General features: G+C 34.5%; 18 protein-coding genes. 10 read left to right on the top strand and 8 right to left on the bottom strand.

What is annotated here, in order from left to right; genetic code table 11:
• Positions 1 to 130: 130 nt before the first annotated feature.
• Both ABXT67_RS15755 and ABXT67_RS15760 read left to right on the top strand, forming a co-directional pair.
• The gene (locus ABXT67_RS15755; protein WP_415374984.1) at positions 131 to 700 is read left to right on the top strand and encodes a DUF2892 domain-containing protein; all 570 of its coding nucleotides are present in this window, start codon (positions 131 to 133) and stop codon (positions 698 to 700) included.
• Between the two features lie 134 nt (positions 701 to 834).
• Complete coding sequence (locus ABXT67_RS15760) at positions 835 to 1,533, top strand: TlpA family protein disulfide reductase (protein WP_415374985.1); 699 nt, start codon at positions 835 to 837, stop codon at positions 1,531 to 1,533.
• Positions 1,534 to 1,548: 15 nt separating this feature from the next.
• Here the strand turns inward: ABXT67_RS15760 and ABXT67_RS15765 are convergent, their stop codons facing one another.
• The 5 genes from ABXT67_RS15765 to ABXT67_RS15785 all read right to left on the bottom strand — a co-directional run bounded on the left by ABXT67_RS15765 (position 1,549) and on the right by ABXT67_RS15785 (position 4,231).
• On the bottom strand, positions 1,549 to 1,689 hold the full coding sequence (locus tag ABXT67_RS15765; protein WP_415374986.1) for a hypothetical protein: 141 nt from the start codon (positions 1,687 to 1,689) through the stop codon (positions 1,549 to 1,551).
• 246 nt (positions 1,690 to 1,935) lie between these two features.
• The gene (locus ABXT67_RS15770) at positions 1,936 to 2,103 is read right to left on the bottom strand and encodes a hypothetical protein (protein ID WP_415374987.1); all 168 of its coding nucleotides are present in this window, start codon (positions 2,101 to 2,103) and stop codon (positions 1,936 to 1,938) included.
• Positions 2,104 to 2,172: 69 nt separating this feature from the next.
• Complete coding sequence (locus ABXT67_RS15775) at positions 2,173 to 2,556, bottom strand: sulfite exporter TauE/SafE family protein (protein ID WP_415374988.1); 384 nt, start codon at positions 2,554 to 2,556, stop codon at positions 2,173 to 2,175.
• Positions 2,557 to 2,560: 4 nt separating this feature from the next.
• The gene (locus ABXT67_RS15780; RefSeq protein WP_415374989.1) at positions 2,561 to 3,508 is read right to left on the bottom strand and encodes a lytic transglycosylase domain-containing protein; all 948 of its coding nucleotides are present in this window, start codon (positions 3,506 to 3,508) and stop codon (positions 2,561 to 2,563) included.
• Between the two features lie 57 nt (positions 3,509 to 3,565).
• Positions 3,566 to 4,231, bottom strand: a complete 666-nt coding sequence (locus ABXT67_RS15785) for an alpha/beta fold hydrolase (protein WP_415374990.1) — start codon at positions 4,229 to 4,231, stop codon at positions 3,566 to 3,568.
• A 124-nt stretch (positions 4,232 to 4,355) separates the two neighbouring features.
• On the opposite strand from ABXT67_RS15785, the gene ABXT67_RS15790 reads away from it, so the two are divergent.
• Positions 4,356 to 4,655 (top strand): GNAT family N-acetyltransferase, encoded by a 300-nt coding sequence (locus tag ABXT67_RS15790; RefSeq protein ID WP_415374991.1) that lies wholly within the window; start codon positions 4,356 to 4,358, stop codon positions 4,653 to 4,655.
• Positions 4,656 to 4,665: 10 nt separating this feature from the next.
• On the opposite strand, the gene mtaB is transcribed toward ABXT67_RS15790, so the two are convergent.
• Positions 4,666 to 6,009, bottom strand: a complete 1,344-nt coding sequence (gene mtaB, locus ABXT67_RS15795; protein ID WP_415377018.1) for a tRNA (N(6)-L-threonylcarbamoyladenosine(37)-C(2))-methylthiotransferase MtaB — start codon at positions 6,007 to 6,009, stop codon at positions 4,666 to 4,668.
• A 636-nt stretch (positions 6,010 to 6,645) separates the two neighbouring features.
• Here mtaB and ABXT67_RS15800 point away from each other — a divergent pair.
• From ABXT67_RS15800 to ABXT67_RS15810, 3 genes are all read left to right on the top strand, one after another.
• Positions 6,646 to 8,268, top strand: a complete 1,623-nt coding sequence (locus ABXT67_RS15800; RefSeq protein ID WP_415374992.1) for an ABC transporter substrate-binding protein — start codon at positions 6,646 to 6,648, stop codon at positions 8,266 to 8,268.
• Between the two features lie 447 nt (positions 8,269 to 8,715).
• On the top strand, positions 8,716 to 9,546 hold the full coding sequence (locus ABXT67_RS15805; protein ID WP_415374993.1) for a hypothetical protein: 831 nt from the start codon (positions 8,716 to 8,718) through the stop codon (positions 9,544 to 9,546).
• Positions 9,543 to 10,139: a hypothetical protein gene (locus ABXT67_RS15810; protein ID WP_415374994.1), complete on the top strand. Its 597-nt coding sequence runs from the start codon at positions 9,543 to 9,545 to the stop codon at positions 10,137 to 10,139. The genes ABXT67_RS15805 and ABXT67_RS15810 overlap by 4 nt, the downstream gene beginning before the upstream one ends.
• On the opposite strand, the gene ABXT67_RS15815 is transcribed toward ABXT67_RS15810, so the two are convergent.
• Positions 10,136 to 11,311 carry a GlmU family protein gene (locus ABXT67_RS15815; protein WP_415374995.1) on the bottom strand — a complete coding sequence of 392 codons (1,176 nt, stop codon included), beginning with the start codon at positions 11,309 to 11,311 and terminating at the stop codon, positions 10,136 to 10,138. The two genes, ABXT67_RS15810 and ABXT67_RS15815, sit on opposite strands and share 4 nt — an antisense overlap.
• 382 nt (positions 11,312 to 11,693) lie before the next feature.
• Positions 11,694 to 11,981 carry a type B 50S ribosomal protein L31 gene (locus ABXT67_RS15820; protein WP_415374996.1) on the bottom strand — a complete coding sequence of 96 codons (288 nt, stop codon included), beginning with the start codon at positions 11,979 to 11,981 and terminating at the stop codon, positions 11,694 to 11,696.
• 209 nt (positions 11,982 to 12,190) lie between these two features.
• Here ABXT67_RS15820 and ABXT67_RS15825 point away from each other — a divergent pair, with 209 nt between their 5' ends.
• From ABXT67_RS15825 to ABXT67_RS15840, 4 genes are all read left to right on the top strand, one after another.
• On the top strand, positions 12,191 to 12,733 hold the full coding sequence (locus tag ABXT67_RS15825; protein ID WP_415374997.1) for a DUF4199 domain-containing protein: 543 nt from the start codon (positions 12,191 to 12,193) through the stop codon (positions 12,731 to 12,733).
• 3 nt (positions 12,734 to 12,736) lie between these two features.
• Positions 12,737 to 13,678 (top strand): glycosyltransferase family 2 protein, encoded by a 942-nt coding sequence (locus tag ABXT67_RS15830; RefSeq protein WP_415374998.1) that lies wholly within the window; start codon positions 12,737 to 12,739, stop codon positions 13,676 to 13,678.
• Positions 13,679 to 13,837: 159 nt separating this feature from the next.
• The gene (locus ABXT67_RS15835) at positions 13,838 to 15,544 is read left to right on the top strand and encodes a phospho-sugar mutase (RefSeq protein WP_415374999.1); all 1,707 of its coding nucleotides are present in this window, start codon (positions 13,838 to 13,840) and stop codon (positions 15,542 to 15,544) included.
• Positions 15,545 to 15,562: 18 nt separating this feature from the next.
• Entirely contained in the window at positions 15,563 to 17,386 is a 1,824-nt protein-coding gene (locus ABXT67_RS15840) for an ABC transporter ATP-binding protein (RefSeq protein ID WP_415375000.1), read from the top strand.
• The last annotated feature ends 329 nt before the right edge of the window (positions 17,387 to 17,715 follow it).

The following is a 17,715-nucleotide window of genomic DNA, read 5'->3' on the forward strand; positions in this document are numbered from 1 at the left end:
TCTAAAATACAATTATCTAGTTTGCTTAGGCGGCTGCAAATATACAATCTTTTTTTACACACCCAACTCCTAATTAAGAAATATTTTTAATTGTTTTTACTACCTTTGGTGGCTGAAAAAAACACCCTATATGTTCCATAAAAATATAAAGTTAATAATCACCGTATTGCTTATTGGTACCGCGGTTTGGCAATTTACTGAATCTGAAATAGGTAACGGCATCATGCTCATACTTTTATCCTTAATTTTTGTTTTTCTTTATTTCAAGAACGAAATTATTTTACTTGCTTTTCTTAGACTGCGAAAACAAGATTTTCCTGGTGCAAAAAAGTGGTTGGATAGAATTAAACACCCTGAAGGCTCCCTAGTTAAAAAACAACAAGGTTATTATAATTATTTAAATGGTTTAATGATTTCTCAAACCAATATGAACGAAGCCGAAAAGTACTTTAAAAAGGCTGTTGCTTTAGGTTTGAGCATGGACACTGATATGGCAATGACCAAATTAAACCTTGCTGGAATTGCAATGGCAAAAAATAGAAAGCGCGAAGCTGAAACATTATTGTCAGAAGCAAAGAAACTGGACAAGCAGAATATGATGACGGAACAGATCAAACAAATGAAACAACAGATGAAACGTGCTGGCCAACCAAAACAACAGTTTGGTGGTGGTCGCTCTGCGCGTGGAGGTCGCCGTTAATTGTTTTTAGGATTCATTTTTTACAAAAATTTTGACTTAACCAAACCGTTTACCGACTATTTAAGTCTAATCGTCTAATAATGTATAGCTTAACGGTTTTCATTCCTTATATTCACCCTATTAATTAGACGTGTATGGACAGGAAACTACTTCTCCTATTTATTATTATTTCGTTTTCAGCACAAGGGCAAGACCTTGAGCCTAGTAGATTATTTTCTCAAGCCATTGGAAAAAACATAAAGACGTATCGCATTAACTCAAAACAAGCTTATGCCGATAATGACTTTAAGCGCGCAGAAATGTTATTTGATTCGTTTATCAAAAAGGTGGTAAATGGCAGTACCCTTGATAACTTTCCAATTCGCAAGATTTCTGGTAAACGAAAAAAACTGTACGATTATAAAAAGCCTATCTTTTTAATCACTTATGCTTCTTGGTGTACACCGGGTGTTGGAGAAATCCCAGCGCTTAACGCGGTAGCAAGAAAACACTACAAAGACATTGATTTTATTGTATTATTTTGGGACACAAAAAAAAATGCTCGAAAACTTGGCAGAGCATATGACAACAAAATTCAAGTTGTGTATATAAACGAATTAGAAAACACCAATAGTACTGCAATTAAGACTATGAAACATAGCTTAGGATTTCCAACCTCTTTCTTTATAGACGCTAACAAAAAAATACTAGATGTAAGACGTGGTGCCCTTCATCCATATCACGAGGAATATGAGATCTCTTTTGAATTAAATTACAACTCTTTTCTCAACGGTATATCGATGTTAAAAACACTTCCTTCTCAAAATGAGATTAGCGCCGTAGATACACCTTAAACAAAGCAAACTAAACTACTTCATATCAATATAAGAGTCGTGACAAGTATTTACTATTCTCTTCTCAAACTCATCGATTGGGTTTTTGTATAATTCTAAAATTGGTTCAATTACCTGAGTCCAATTATCAAATTCCAAATGATATTTATTCACCATACTTCTAGCGTTATTTGTTTGTTTAATAATCGTTAGCCCAAAGCTTTCCTTTTTTGTTATTTATTTTAATATTTTTAGAGATTCATTATACATTAAAAAATAATTAATCTTCTTATTTTATGCGGGAGTTATAAACCCGCTTTTTCTTATAACAAAGAGATTTTTCAAATGCGAAATTGAATTGAGTTCAAATACTATTGGTTGAAAATTAGAAGATAACTTGCAAATTGTTTCTCCTAAAAATGATCATCCTGTACTATTTTTTATTGATATTTTAACATCCTTGTACTTTGATAGTAATAGACAAATTAAATTTGCAGCTCTAATTCCTCCCCCTATTCCCGCATCTTTGTCTGGGAAAGAGAATTTTCTGTCTTCTTTTTCTACGAATGTTTTGAAGAAGCATTTTATCATTAAAAACTCAATTATTTTCTTCTAAACAACAATTTTAGAAACAAACACTAAGCAACAAACACCAAAAACCTATTTAGAAAAAAGCATCTTGACCGCTGCAATTATTAAAATAACTGCAAAACTCTTTTTTAAGATGTTTTGTGGAAGTGATACCGCAAATTTAGAACCTACAAAGCCGCCAACTACAAAACATACAGCAATGATAATTGCGTAGCGCCAGTCAAACGGAACTTCTCCTTCCAGGGGGTTGACATAATAAGTATAAGCAGCCAAAAAAGTAACTGGGACAGCAAGTACAGCAAGACTTAAGCCTTGTGCTTGGTGTTGACTATAACCCAGGAGTAAAATAGCAAGGGGAACCATGATTACCCCTCCTCCTACACCCATAAAACCGCTCAAAACACCTGCAAACAGGCCTATTAAAACTAATGATAAAATGATGGTTATATTCATTGGATTATTCGGTGACATAGTAACCTGGTAATGGGATTTTTATTTCGTATTCTTTGCCTGATGCATTTCTTAAATAGGTATCACGCAACCAAGGATTATGAATTTTTAAAATTTTATAATTGATTCCGTTATCTTTCGCGAAAATTGCAAAATCTTCCACCGGTGTATTCACAATCAATGTTTTTGTTGGAATAGGCTGGTATAAATCTCCAGGATTTAAATAAAAACCATATTTTTTTGGATTGCTCATTATCTCTTTAAACGCCAAGATTCTAAAAACATATCTACTCGTTTCAGAATTGAGCAACAGGCTATAATATCCTTTTGCATCTTGTCGCTCTAATTGCTTATTAACACCGCTATTACCAGCATTATAAGCAGCGGCAGCTGTCGTCCAACTTCCAAACCGTGCTTTTGATTTGTTTAAATAATCTGCTGCTACTTTAGTGGCTAATTCTAAATTATAACGCTCGTCTACATACTCATTAATTTCCAAACCATATTCTTTTCCTGTTCCCTTCATAAACTGCCAAAATCCAGATGCACCAGCGTGAGATCTAACATTATCAAGACCGCTTTCTGCTACTGCTAAATATTTAAAATCATCCGGTAAACCGTATTTTTCAAGTAAAGGCTCAATCTCTGCAAAGAACCGATTCGCTTTTTTCATCATCAGTAACATATTGGATTGCCAATAGATATTAACGTGTAATTCTCTATCCAATCTTTCGCGAACATCGGTATCATTTAATGGTACTACTTCTCCTGCAAAATCTATATATTCTAAATAAGGCAATGCATACACTTTTAAAACCCCCTCTTCTACTGGTGTATTATAATTGGAGATTTTCGAAGGCGTACTTATCGTGCTTGGGTTTTGTGTCGCAAAAATAAACAAGCCACAGATAATAGCTCCAATCACTAAAATACCAACTTTTGAAAGGAATTTCATACTTTAAATTTTTATAAATATAACCAAATTTGATATGGCTCTTAAAGACATAATCAATTAATTATTCCTTAATATTTCAATAATTTTTTCTGAAACTTTAACCCCTTTTGTTAGCAACATAATATGATTCCCACCAGGTATAACGATTGCATGATTTATGTTTTTAATAGGAAAGACAATATCTTCATCTCCGTGAATATGATATACTTGAGGTAAGGCTTCCTCTCTATTCCAGCACACCATGTTTTTTATAGCCCAATCTAGATATTGTTTGTCTCTAACATGTAAGTACTCATCATAAATTTTAAGACGTTTTCTAGAACGAGGCCCTATAGCAAGCTTTGTCAAATCTCTAGCGCTTAAAATCAATCTAGTAGGTAGCAAATTATAAGCTTTTAACCGTGCAACCCATTTTAATCGAGATGGTAATTCATATTTTGTTTTTACGCTGGAAATGATTATCAATTTTTTAAGATTGAGAAACAAACTCATTTCTTGAACCACAACCCCTCCAAAAGACACCCCAATCAAAACCGTATTCTCGTCTTTCACAAAACTCGTCATTCTCTTAGCATAAAAAGAAAGAGACTCCTTCTTCTTTGGAATAAGCCAAGGAATAATATGAACTTCAAAATCATCTTCGGGTAGCTTAATATTTCTGAATATCTCTTCCCCAGCAGCCAATCCTGGAACAAAATATACCTTAGTCTTTGAAGCTTTCATAGGTTTATGACTGTTCATTTGCAATTAACACGTAGTTTTTTTGTAAATTTACGTAATACCTCATTGAGTTAATAATAATATATTAAATCAATCTGAATATCAAACAACAAATAATATAGCTCCAATGATTGAAGATGTAGAAATTACTGACAATGAGTTCCTAAGACAATTTGAATTAGAAATAGGAGACAATATGGCGCGCATTGAATATGCACTTCAAGATCGAAAAATATTTTTAACGAAATATGAAATGCCCGACGATCTAGAAGAACAGGGTTTTAGAGATATTTTTATTACAGCCGTATTTGATGAAATTAGAGAAAGAGGCATTAGTGTTATGCCAACGAGTCCAGAAATTGTGGGGTTTCTAAGGAAAAATAGACGTAAATACAAGGATTTATTACCTGTTGGTATTAATATTTAAATTAAGACGGTTACAGTAAAATAGTAGCTGTAACAAACTCAAAACGCACCATTCCATCGTGATCAATCTTAGTTAGCGTTACTGGATGCAATGTATTGACCAGCGCTGGATTCCAAGGACACTTTACTTTTACATAATTTTGAGTAAAACCGTGAATATAGCCGGTCTTATTTTCTCCTTCAAATAAAACGGTTAGGGTATTTCCTAATTGGCTCTCATAAAAAGAGCGTCTTTTTTTAGCTGAAAGTCCTCGCAACATTTTACTTCGTTTGGCGCGCACTTTTTTAGACACCGCTCCGTCCATGGTTGCAGCAGCGGTATTTTCTCTTTCAGAATAGGTAAACACGTGTAAATATGAAATATCTAATTCTGTTAAGAAATTATAAGTCTCCAAAAACAATGCATCCGTTTCTCCCGGGAATCCAACAATAACATCAACACCAATGCAGGCATTGGGCATTGTTTCTTTAATAGTTTTTACACGATCCACATACAAGCCGCTCATATATCTCCTTTTCATCTGCTTGAGCAAGGTATCGCTTCCACTCTGCAAAGGAATATGAAAATGAGGCACAAACGTTTTAGATTGCGCTACAAATTTGATGGTTTCATTTTTGAGCAAATTTGGTTCGATGGAAGAGATTCTTAGCCGTTCAATTCCTTCTACTTCATCTAAAGCTTTACATAATTCAAAAAAAGTATGTTCGTGCTTTTTATTTCCGAATTCGCCTTTACCATAATCACCAATATTTACCCCAGTAAGCACAATTTCTTTAATTCCTTTTGAAGAAATTTCAGCAGCATTATTCAAGACATTTTCTAAGGTGTCGCTTCGTGAAATACCACGCGCTAAGGGGATAGTGCAATAAGTACACTTATAATCACAACCGTCCTGCACTTTTAAGAAGGCACGCGTTCTATCTCCTATTGAATAAGAACCTACATAAAAATCAGCCTCAGAAATTTCGCAACTATGTATTTGCCCTCGGCTATGCTCGGGCACTTTTAACAACTCATTAATATAAGAGGTTATATTAAATTTTTCAGTAGCACCTAATACTAAATCAACCCCATCAACATCAGCTAGTTCTTCGGGTTTTAATTGCGCGTAACACCCTATAGCTGCAACAAAAGCCTCATCGTTTGCTTTTCTTGCTTGTTTTACAATATTTTTGAAACGCTTATCTGCATTTTCAGTTACACTACAAGTATTTACCACATAAATATCCGCCTTCTCTGAAAAATCAACGCGCTCAAACCCTTCCGAGGTAAAATCACGGGCAATTGTGCTGGTTTCGCTGTAATTTAACTTGCAACCTAAGGTATAAAATGCAACTTTTTTAGTAGCAGACATATCATTTTTTATAGATTGCAAAGATACTGATTTCACATTTTACAAAAGCCTTTAATTCTTCATTGAATAGCCTTAAGCCTGATTGCTCCTCTCCAACTGTTTCTACTTCCTCCGTTGCCTCCTATCTACTCGAGTAATAAAGAGAGATCCAATCCAAGCGCCACCATCTAATATTGGCATCGTTATATAATGAGGTGTGGGAAAACACCTTTAAAAACAAACCTAAATGTCTTCCTGTATTGTTTTTAACATGCTCGACCTATTTAAAACCCAACAACAATCGCGGGCTGCCCCACCATTTAATCCATCTTCAATCGTTTCGCTACCAGTGAGGTGAAAACGCTTTAAATAATTCATTGGCGTGCATTTATTTACGCTTTTCTATCCCCTTTTAAATATTACCATCATTAATCTTAAGAGTACGTTTTTGAGCAAAAAAATGCGTCCTAATCAACCCAAATAAAATCAAAAAAAGAGACAACCAATGTTATCTAAAATTTAAAATAAAATATTTAGTTTGTAATATAGATCATAATCTTTAATAATATTTCAGAATGCAATCGAGTTTTACGTTCATCATAAATCTGAAAAGTAAAAAGTGTAACTTTGAAAAAAAATAAACACCATCCATAAATAATGTTGATTCAAAAGAAAGAGATTTACGTTTTACCAGCACTATTCCTAGCGATATCTCTCCTCCTTTTGGGTTGTACTAAAAACATAGAAAAAGACAACGACCATCTTGTTTTTAGATATAACCATCATAGTAATGTGCCCACGCTAGATCCAGCTTTTGCCAGGAATGAGCAGACCATTTGGCCAATGAATCAGTTATACAATGGACTGATTCAATTGGACGACCAACTTAATATAATTCCAGACATAGCTAAATCTTGGGAGTTAAATGATAGTACATTAACCTATACATTTCATCTAAAAAACAACATTTTCTTTCATAAGAATAAAGTCTTTAAAAACGATAGTACGCGTACCGTAACGGCGCAAGATTTTGTGTATAGTTTTGATAGATTACGCTCGCCTAAAGTTGCCTCTCCTGGAAGTTGGGTATTGTCTCAGGTCAAACAATATGAAGCTCTTAACGATAGTACGTTTAGCATACAACTAAAAGCATCGTTCCCCGCATTCTTAGGACTGCTCTCTATGCGATATTGCTCTGTAGTTCCTCAAGAAGCAGTGGAGTTTTATCAAAATGACTTTAGAAGTAATCCTGTGGGGACTGGGCCATTTCAGTTTAAAATGTGGGAAGAAAATGTGAAGCTTATCTTTAGAAAAAATCCATTGTACTTTGAAACCGATGAAAATGGCGAACAACTCCCCTATCTCGAAGCAGTTGCAATAACATTCTTACCAGACAAACAAAGTGAGTTTCTTCAATTTGCTCAAGGAAAATTGGACTTAGTTTCTGGCTTGGACAATTCTTATAAAGATGAAATTATTACTACAGAAGGGAAACTTCAACCCAAGTACGAAGACCGTGTTAAACTAATAACAACCCCTTATTTAAATACAGAATACTTAGGCTTTTTTATGGAATCTAAAACTCCTGAAATACAATCACCATTACTAAGGAAAGCTATTAATTACGGTTTTGACCGAAAGAAAATGGTAACCTATTTACGCAATGGCATGGGCGTACCAGCAATCCACGGTTTTATCCCTAAGGGACTTCCAGGCTTTGCTGAAATTGAAGGGTATGATTACCAACCTGAAAAAGCAAGAACACTCATTGAACAATACAAAACCGAAAGTGGCAACAGCCACCCCAAAATAACGATTGGCACTAACAGCCAGTATCTTGATGTTTGCGAATACATACAACGAGAGCTAGAAAAACTGGGCATAGAAATAAAAATTGATGTGATGCCACCTTCTACATTACGACAAATGAAAAGTAGTGGCGAATTAGATGTATTTAGAGCTAGTTGGGTGGCAGATTATCCAGATGCAGAAAATTATCTATCCCTATTTTATAGCCCAAATTTTAGTCTGAACGGCCCTAATTACACGCACTACAAAAATATTGTTTTTGATAGTTTGTATGAAAAAGCGCAGCGAATTTCAGGTATTGATGAACGTAAAATACTCTATACAAAAATGGACAGTATTGTTATTAGCGATGCACCTGTTGTACCCCTCTTTTATGATATGGCGGTTCGGTTTGTCTCTAAAAAAGTAACCGGTTTGGGTATTAATCCCCAAAATTTTCTTGTTTTGAAAAAGGTTAAGAAGAGTAAATAACGACGCCAGTATCGTCGATTTTTAGTTCTTCAAATTGACCCTCTTAGCGCGGCGACAGCACTTATAAATTTTTGATCAATTTTAAAAGGAATACTAAGAAATATAGGAGTTAAAGCAGGGCACAAATTATTTATAAGAGAAGAAACAACGGCGTTTGACAAAAAAGCACTGGCTTTTAGTTCTTTTCAAGAATTTACGTGTCATAAAAAAATGACCACTCGGGAATATGTTGCGTTTAAAAAAGAGCAATTTATTAATAAGCGAAAACAAAACTGAGAATATTGGTTATTACTTCGGTTGTTTTTACTGTTATTTTTTTCTACTAATGACACCCTCTTTATTTAATTGTTTTTTTTAACTACGGTGAGCCTAATTTTTAGGCACAAGAACTTTAATTATTTAATTCCCCGATTGATTTTTTTACCTTCACGTAAAATTGAAATCATTATGAACAAAATTGCAAACTCATTAATAATTACGTTGCTTTCAATAACAAGCCTTTTTGCAAATGACATCTTCTCTTATACACCGCCAGAAAATCTTAGAGTGGCAGGCACCTACTCTTCAGAAATGGGAAACGGGAATAGTTTTCATTTGGTAATAATGAGAAACAAGAAAGAGGATAATTTTAAAATAAAACCCATTTTTATAAAATCTGACGGTACCGCACTTGAATTTGAAATAGTAACGCTCAATCATGAACCCTCCATAATTTCGCATCACAGTGAAAATGAAATGATGAGTTTTGTTGATTTTAACAAAAACACTAATTTAGTTTCGGTATATGATTTTAATACTGCGAATCTCACCTATCATTCAGGTCCTAGAAAAATTGAAGTTAAAAAGATACAAACTATTTTCAGGTTAGATAACAAAACAGTACTTCTAAATGTTGGGGATACTATGGAACTATCGAGCATTGTGATTAAAGGCAATGAGCCTTTGATTGAAATTAAAAAAATGATCCCTGCTGAATATCATAAAGAATTTAAAAAGATTAGACAAAATGGACTAGACGCCATCAATCAAACTGAGTATACTTTGAAAGGCTCTATTAACAAAAATAAAATTTTCTTGAACCTCGACGAACTATCTTTTGTTATGGATGATGAAAAGAAAGGTACAACAAAGATTTTTTCTACTCTTTTAGATAAAGATTCAGATTTTGAAGAACTTAACTTTGAACCTTTCAAGAATACAGCAGTAGAAAAGTTAAGAATTACAACACACACCTTCACGAAAATCAACTGTTTTCTGTCATTTCAGATAAAAAAATGATGGAATTAACTGCCTTTGACGTTTCCAGTGGAGAGGAAATAAAAAAATTGAATATAGAAGCGTTCCTAAAAACTACTATCGATCAAGATGAAATAGAAGACTATTTAAAAAGCACCTCTAAAAGTAAAATTAAAGGAACGATTACTATAAATAATTCAATTGACGGAAATCTTGTTTTACGATTAGACCAAGCATATAAAACTAAATACAGATATAACTATAACTGGTGGTGGCATCAACATTGGATGATGCATAATAATATGATGATGATGCAACAACGGCAACAGCAGCAAATAATGCAACAAATGCATGGCCCTAATCCGGAAGCTTATGATTTCGATTATTTATTTAGCACTAAAAAAGATGCTGAGGTATTAAAATTCGTGCTCGATAAAAACACCTTAGAAATTTTACCAAACGCTAGCAAAAAGACAACTCTAAAAGAAATAGATCGTACAACACAACTCGAGCCCTATAAAAAAGATAATGATAAACGTATGTTAAGTGCGGCCTTCACAAAAAATAATTTGCATTACATTTATCAAGATCGAAAGACCAAAGAAATAAGAATCCAAGTAAAGTTGCTACATTAAAACCTACGCCATTCTTTTGAAATCTCAAAAACAGTTTCAAGAATAGCCTCGTCTTCTTTTGAAAATTCGATACCGCGACGCGCCATTACTACCTTGGCTACTTCAAAAGCTTTCACAGTTTTATAAGTTTCAAAACCTGCCGAACCTCCCCAACTAAAACTAGGGATAAAATTGCGAGGAAAACCACTGCCAAAGATATTGGCGCTTACTCCAACCACAGTACCTGTATTAAACATCGTATTAATGCCGCATTTGCTGTGATCTCCCATCATCAAACCACAAAACTGAAGTCCTGTTTTCGCAAAACGACCTGCAGAGTAATCCCATAATTTTACATCAACATAATTATTCTTTAGGTTAGAATTATTCGTATCTGCACCTAGATTACACCATTCTCCTATCACTGCATTTCCTAAGAACCCGTCGTGCCCTTTGTTGCTGTAACCAAATATGACGCAATTATTAACCTCTCCTCCCACTTTAGTGTGAGGACCAATCGTAGTGCCGCCATAAATTTTAGCACCCATTTTTAAAGTAGCATGATCACATAAAGCAAAGGGGCCACGAACCATAGCGCCTTCCATTATTTCTGCATCTTTTCCAATGTAAATGGGGCCATCTTGAGCATTCAAAGAACAAAAAGGAAGCTTTGCCCCTTCTTCAATAAAGATATTCTCTTTATTAAAAGCCACTGTCATTTCAGGAATGGGTTGTGATGCTCTTCCTTCAGTAAGGAGATCAAAATCACGTTGGATTGCTTCCGCATTTTTGGAAAAGATATCCCAAGTATGTGCTACGCGCAAGACATCTTCGTTAGAATACTCAACAACATCAAACGTTTCAAAATCTACTTCTTGGTTTTCCGTAGTAAAAAAGGCTAAAGGCTCCTCTTTATAAAAAATTGCTTGATTTTCAGACAATCCTTTAATCAGTTCAACAAGTTTAGCAGAAGGACAAAAAGATGCGTTTATGAAAACATTGCTTTCTAATTCTATCATCGTCCACTTCTCTGCCAAGTAATCTTCAGTCACAGTGGTCGTGGTAAAACCTAGCATCTTTTCCCATTTTTCGCGAATGGTTAAAATTCCTATTCGAATATCTGCAACAGGTCTCGTAAATGTAAACGGTAATAATTGGTCGCGCATTGCGCCGTCAAAAAGAATGTAGTTCATGCTTCGATACAATTTGAAATATTAGTAAGGGTACTACTTATTGAAATTTCAAGATTTCAAATCACACAGCAACCTGCTTCGATACAATTTAAAATATTAGCAAAGGTACTAACCATTGAAATTAGTAGATTTCAAATCACTCAGCAACCTTAGCATATTGGGTTTGATAGATATATATTCAAATTTACAGATACTCATTAAAAATTCCATATAAATATGGTTATTTCAATCGTTGTTTTGCGAATATTTAATAAAACTGAAAAACAAAGGGATCTGAGTGATTTTTAAATTTCATTTATGAAACTGAAAATCGTACCGAAGACCCGAAAACAAAAAAAGCCTCCGATTTCTCGAAGGCTTTCAATATTGTAAGTACAAAAAACTACTCTTTTTCTTCAGTAGGCTCAACTGCAACAACTGGTTTTTTGAATTTTGCGTATTTGTTTTTGAACTTGTCGATACGTCCTGCTGTATCAATAAGTTTAGATTTCCCTGTGTAAAAAGGATGCGACGTTCTTGAGATTTCCAATTTTACAACTGGATACTCAACACCATCTACTTCAATCGTCTCTTTTGTATTCGCTGTAGACTTTGTAAGAAAAACATCGTCATTTGACATGTCTTTAAAAGCTACTAATCTATAATTCTCAGGGTGGATATCTTTTTTCATCGTAATCGTTTTTAAAATGGTATTTCTGTCTCTTCAGAAATGCGACTGCAAAAATAGTTATATTTAATAAACTAACAATAATTTTTTGTTGATTTTTTTATTCAAAATTACAGACTGCTTTTAAGAACAAGTTACCTGACGATAAAGATACATTTTTGTAACATTTCATTACATTTGTTTACTAATGTCTTGAACCAAAAACTAAATACATGGACACCAATGAAGTTTCAATAAAACAGAGTTCTACTCAATACGGACTTATTCTAGGAGGAATTCTTTCTCTTATTACAATTTTGATGTACACACTTAATGCAGAGCTGTTTACCAAATGGTGGATGGGGATTCTCACAATAATACTTGTAATCGCAACAGGTATCGTTGCAACCGCACGGGCAAAAGGACTACTTGGTGGGTTTATGACTTTTAAGGAAGCGTTTACAGCTTACTTTATTACCATAGCCATAGGTTTGGCAATAAGCACGGTAGTAGGGGTCTTAATATTTACAGTGATAGATCCAGATATGGGAACCTATTTAAATGAGCAAATGGTTGAAATGCAGCGTGGATTTATGGAAAAATTTAATATGCCTGAAGCAGAAATGGAGAAAGCGTTAGCAGATCTTGAAAGTGTAGATAACTTTTCATTGATAAACCAAGTTAAATCTTACTTTTTTGGTATTATTTTCCAAGCGGTAATAGGTTTGCTAATTGCACTTATTTTCAAAAGAAAAGATCCAAATGCAATAGCATAATTTATGCAGATTTCGATAGTCATACCGCTCCTTAACGAAGAGGAGTCTTTAACTGAATTACATCATTGGATTGCAAAAGTCATGCAATCCAATGACTTTTTATATGAGGTTATTTTTATTGACGACGGAAGCACAGATAATTCTTGGAATACCATTGCATCATTACAAAAAAAACATCCCGAAGTAAAAGGAATCAAATTCCTTAAAAACTATGGGAAATCGCAAGCACTGCATGCTGGATTTGAGCATGCTACGGGAGAAGTTGTTCTTACCATGGATGCAGATCTTCAAGACAACCCAGAAGAAATACCCGAATTATATAACCTAGTTACGCAAGAAGATTTCGATCTTGTTTCAGGTTGGAAGAAAAAACGATTTGATTCTAAGATAGCTAAAAATTTACCCTCTAAGCTATTCAATTTTGCCGCTAGAAAAACAAGTGGCGTCCAACTTAATGATTTTAATTGCGGTTTAAAAGCCTACAAAAGACAAGTAATTAAAACCATTGAAGTCACTGGCGAAATGCATCGTTATATTCCAGTATTAGCTAAAAACGCAGGTTTTACAAAAATTGGAGAAAAAGTAGTCCAACATCAGGCTAGGAAATATGGAGAGACAAAATTTGGTGCTGAACGTTTTATTCGCGGATTTTTAGACCTTATTACTATTTGGTTTTTATCACGTTTTGGCAAAAGACCTATGCACCTTTTTGGAGCATGGGGTGCATTTATGTTAATTGTTGGTTTCTTATTCGCACTATATTTGGGTGTAAACAAATTATTCATTAATACAGACGGAAGACTCATTACAGATTGCCCACAATTTTACATCGCACTTACTGCAATGATTTTAGGCTCACAATTATTCTTAGCCGGTTTCTTAGGCGAATTAATTCTGCGCTCAAAAAAGAATAGCAAAGATTATAATGTGGAGAAAAGAATATAAAACTTCTTGTTTGTGGTAAAGAAGGCTTTTAATGTTTGAGTAGTTACTACCACCTGATACTGGCTAATAACAACGATCCAAACATAGAAAATTTTCTTTTTCTAATTTCATTTTCGATTTCGATTTCGATTTCGATTTCAAAAAAGTAAATTTGCAGTAATGATTTACATAGATCCAAAAACATTAGAGCGCGTTAACCAATGGCTTACCCCAACCTTTGACGCAACTACACAGCATACCATTAAAGAAATGATCGCCAATGATCCAGAAGGATTGGAAGATAGTTTTTATAAAAACTTAGCTTTTGGAACGGGTGGAATGCGCGGAATGATGGGCGTTGGAGATAACAGAATAAACAGATATACCTTGGGTAAAAATACGCAAGGATTAAGTAATTATCTTCACAAAAGTTTTCCAAACGAAAAAATCAAAGTAGCAATTGCCTTTGATTGCAGACACAACAGCAAGGAATTAGCCCAAGTAGTAGCCGATGTCTTTTCGGCCAATGATATAAAGGTTTATTTGTTCTCAGACCTACGAGCAACCCCAGAACTGTCATTTGCAGTACGTCATTTAAATTGTCATTGTGGGATTGTCTTGACAGCGTCGCATAACCCACCAGAATACAACGGTTATAAAGTATACTGGCAGGATGGTGGGCAATTGGTGCCCCCACAAGATGAAGAAATTATTGCTGAAATAAATAGCTTGAGCTATGACCAAATTAACTTCGATGCCCTTCAAAACAATATGGAGCTAATCGATGAAGAAGTAGATAAGGCTTTTGCGATAGCATCCATAAAAAATGGAAGTTTCAATACATCAAAACAAGCAAAGAAAGATTTAAAAATTGTTTTTACCTCCTTACACGGTACTTCCATTACTATGATTCCAAGAGTTTTAGAAGCTGCGGGATATACAAATGTTCATGTGGTAGAAGCACAAGCAAAACCAGATGGTGATTTTCCAACAGTAAAATCACCAAATCCTGAAGAACCCGAAGCCTTAAAAATGGCTATAGACATTGCTGAAGAAACAAATGCAGACATCGTTATAGGAACAGATCCAGATTGTGATAGGCTAGGAATAGCAGTGCGAAATAAAGAAGGAAAGATGACCATTCTTAACGGGAATCAGGCAATGGCAATCAAAATATATTTCCTTTTAAATACATTAAAAGAAAATAACCAATTAAAGAACAACCATTTTATTGCCTCCACTATTGTATCTACGCCAATGGTAGCAAAAATCGCGAAGCACTTTGGAGTTACCTATATGGAAGGACTCACAGGTTTTAAGTGGATTGCAAAAATGGTAAAAGATTTTCCTGAATTAGAATTTGTAGGAGGTGGAGAAGAGAGTTTCGGTTTTATGGTAGGTGATTTTGTAAGAGATAAAGATGCTGTAACCGCTACCCTACTCGCTTGCGAAATTGCAGCCCAGGAAAAAGAAAAAGGTAAAACCCTCTTTGATTACCTAGGAACTATTTCAGCAGAAATGGGATATTACAAAGAACACCTTATTTCCGTAGTAAAGCAAGGTAAAAAAGGTGCTGAAGAAATTGCCACGATGATGGAAAATTTCCGAAGCAATCCTCCTCAAACAATAGCAGGTCAAAAAGTTATTAAAATCGAAGATTATCAAGCTAGCACGGCTATTGATATACCAACAAAACAAACGAAGAAATTAGATATTCCAAAAAGTAATGTCTTATTATATTACACAGAAGATGGAAGTAAAATTGCTGCGAGACCAAGCGGTACAGAACCAAAAATTAAATTTTATATAAGTGTTTCATCTTCAGAAAATATAGGTGACGAACGCTTACAGCAAAAAATAGAACAGATTCAAAAAGGCTTATTTTAAAGTCTACAACAATAGCATATGTCATCATTTAGAAAAATTCTTCGCTATGCGATTCCTTATAAAACGTATGCTTGGCTCAATGTGATTTCGAACATTTTTTATGCTTTGTTTGGCACGCTGGCGATGGTTTCATTATTTCCAATGCTGTCAGTTCTATTTGGGGACACTAAAAAGCTAGAAACCAAACCCATTTGGCAAGGAATTACAAACGCAAAAGAGTATGCTGAGAATTACCTTAACTATTTTGTGACTCAAAAAGCAAACGAGGGGGCTGACGATGTGTTAATTTTCATGGTCATTTTAGTCATTGTAATGTTTTTATTTAAAAATATCTTTGGCTATTTAGCGATGTTTTTTATCACCTTTCTTCGCAACGGAGTGATTAAAGATTTACGAAATGATTTGTATGAAAAAACGGTAGATTTACCAGTCTCTTTTTACTCTGAAAAACGCAAAGGAGATACGATGGCAAGAATGACAAGCGATGTGGGAGAAGTCCAACATTCATTTCTATCAATATTAGAATTGATTGTTAGGGAGCCATTAATGATCCTTTTTGCCATTGGCGCAATGCTTCTTATTAGTCCAAAACTCACCCTGTTTGTTTTTATTTTTATTCCAATATCGGGTATTGTTATTTCTATTATTGGTAAAAGTTTAAAAAGCCATAGTGACAAAGTTCAAGAAGAAAACGGAGTTACGCTTTCTATACTAGAGGAAACATTGGGAGGTTTAAAAATTGTAAAGGGTTTTAATGCGGAGAAAATATTCAGTGCTAAATTTAAAGAATCTACCTGGCGCTTGTTCAAATTTTCAAACACCTTACTCAATCGGCAGAATCTAGCTTCTCCAACAAGTGAATTTTTAGGAATCGTAACTATTGCTATACTGCTATGGTACGGTGGACAAATGGTATTGGTTGAAAAAACACTCGAACCAGGAATGTTTATTGTTTATATGGCCCTCGCTTACCAGATTTTAACGCCAGCAAAAGCAATAAGCAAAGCAAGTTACAGCATCAAAAAAGGAAATGCTGCTGCGGAACGAATCCTAGAAATCTTAGAGACAGAATCGGCAATTAAGGATGGACCAAAGGCCACGACAAAAGAGTCTTTTAATACCGAAGTAAGTATTGATAATATTTCGTTTAAATATGAAGACGACTGGGTATTACAAGACTTTAATTTAAAAGTCCCAAAAGGCCACACCGTTGCATTAGTGGGTCAAAGTGGAAGTGGAAAAAGTACCATTGCAAATCTTGTAACTAGGTTTTATGACGTAAACAAAGGAAGTATTGCTATTGATGGAATAGACATTAAAGAGATGACGCAGCATTCTCTAAGAAGCCTACTAGGACTCGTAACACAAGATTCTATCTTATTTAACGATACAATCAAAGAAAATCTATTAATAGGTAAAGAAAATGCCACAGAGGAAGAAATGATTGACGCCTTAAAAATAGCAAACGCTTGGGAGTTTGTTAAAGATTTACCTAAAGGAATCCAAACGAATATTGGGGATAGCGGTAATAAATTGAGTGGTGGCCAAAAACAGCGTCTTAGTATTGCTCGGGCTGTTTTAAAGAACCCTCCTATTATGATATTAGACGAGGCAACCTCAGCATTAGATACGGAGAGTGAACGTTTAGTTCAAGACGCATTAGAGAATATGATGAAAAATAGAACCTCTATTGTTATTGCGCACCGTCTCTCCACAATACAAAACGCAGATACTATTGTAGTATTAAGTAAAGGAAAAATAGTAGAACAAGGGAAACATAGCGAGCTGCTTGCTCAAAAAGGAGTGTATTATAGCCTTGTTGAAATGCAGTCTCTTGCATAAACCTAGACCTTCCAACAAGAAATAAAGAATTACACCAATTTATTCCATAAAAAAAGAGCGGTTGGGGCTCCGCTCTTTTATTTTTGTCAAGTACACTTGGGGAGAATACTTGACGATTACTACATAAGTATAGGGTAAATATAAACGTAATTAAACAATTCTGCAAATAAAATTGCATTTTATCGGTAAATTTATACACTTTATCTGTTTTTTGTTTTATTTTTATGGAAGTTATTTATATTATTCCTACAGATTTAATATATAATTCTTACAAATAAAATGGCGGGACAGCCCCCGCTAAGTCCCGCCACTATTGATCTTAAAAATAT

Source organism: Patiriisocius sp. Uisw_017 (assembly GCF_047731265.1).
GTDB lineage: Bacteria > Bacteroidota > Bacteroidia > Flavobacteriales > Flavobacteriaceae > Patiriisocius.

Coding starts and splice junctions, on each gene's coding strand:
- ABXT67_RS15755 (WP_415374984.1), top strand. CDS start 131: ATGTTCCATAAAAATATAAAGTTAATAATCACCGTATTGCTTATTGGT.
- ABXT67_RS15760 (WP_415374985.1), top strand. CDS start 835: ATGGACAGGAAACTACTTCTCCTATTTATTATTATTTCGTTTTCAGCA.
- ABXT67_RS15765 (WP_415374986.1), bottom strand. CDS start 1,689: ATGGTGAATAAATATCATTTGGAATTTGATAATTGGACTCAGGTAATT.
- ABXT67_RS15770 (WP_415374987.1), bottom strand. CDS start 2,103: ATGATAAAATGCTTCTTCAAAACATTCGTAGAAAAAGAAGACAGAAAA.
- ABXT67_RS15775 (WP_415374988.1), bottom strand. CDS start 2,556: ATGAATATAACCATCATTTTATCATTAGTTTTAATAGGCCTGTTTGCA.
- ABXT67_RS15780 (WP_415374989.1), bottom strand. CDS start 3,508: ATGAAATTCCTTTCAAAAGTTGGTATTTTAGTGATTGGAGCTATTATC.
- ABXT67_RS15785 (WP_415374990.1), bottom strand. CDS start 4,231: ATGAAAGCTTCAAAGACTAAGGTATATTTTGTTCCAGGATTGGCTGCT.
- ABXT67_RS15790 (WP_415374991.1), top strand. CDS start 4,356: ATGATTGAAGATGTAGAAATTACTGACAATGAGTTCCTAAGACAATTT.
- mtaB (WP_415377018.1), bottom strand. CDS start 6,009: ATGTCTGCTACTAAAAAAGTTGCATTTTATACCTTAGGTTGCAAGTTA.
- ABXT67_RS15800 (WP_415374992.1), top strand. CDS start 6,646: ATGTTGATTCAAAAGAAAGAGATTTACGTTTTACCAGCACTATTCCTA.
- ABXT67_RS15805 (WP_415374993.1), top strand. CDS start 8,716: ATGAACAAAATTGCAAACTCATTAATAATTACGTTGCTTTCAATAACA.
- ABXT67_RS15810 (WP_415374994.1), top strand. CDS start 9,543: ATGATGGAATTAACTGCCTTTGACGTTTCCAGTGGAGAGGAAATAAAA.
- ABXT67_RS15815 (WP_415374995.1), bottom strand. CDS start 11,311: ATGAACTACATTCTTTTTGACGGCGCAATGCGCGACCAATTATTACCG.
- ABXT67_RS15820 (WP_415374996.1), bottom strand. CDS start 11,981: ATGAAAAAAGATATCCACCCTGAGAATTATAGATTAGTAGCTTTTAAA.
- ABXT67_RS15825 (WP_415374997.1), top strand. CDS start 12,191: ATGGACACCAATGAAGTTTCAATAAAACAGAGTTCTACTCAATACGGA.
- ABXT67_RS15830 (WP_415374998.1), top strand. CDS start 12,737: ATGCAGATTTCGATAGTCATACCGCTCCTTAACGAAGAGGAGTCTTTA.
- ABXT67_RS15835 (WP_415374999.1), top strand. CDS start 13,838: ATGATTTACATAGATCCAAAAACATTAGAGCGCGTTAACCAATGGCTT.
- ABXT67_RS15840 (WP_415375000.1), top strand. CDS start 15,563: ATGTCATCATTTAGAAAAATTCTTCGCTATGCGATTCCTTATAAAACG.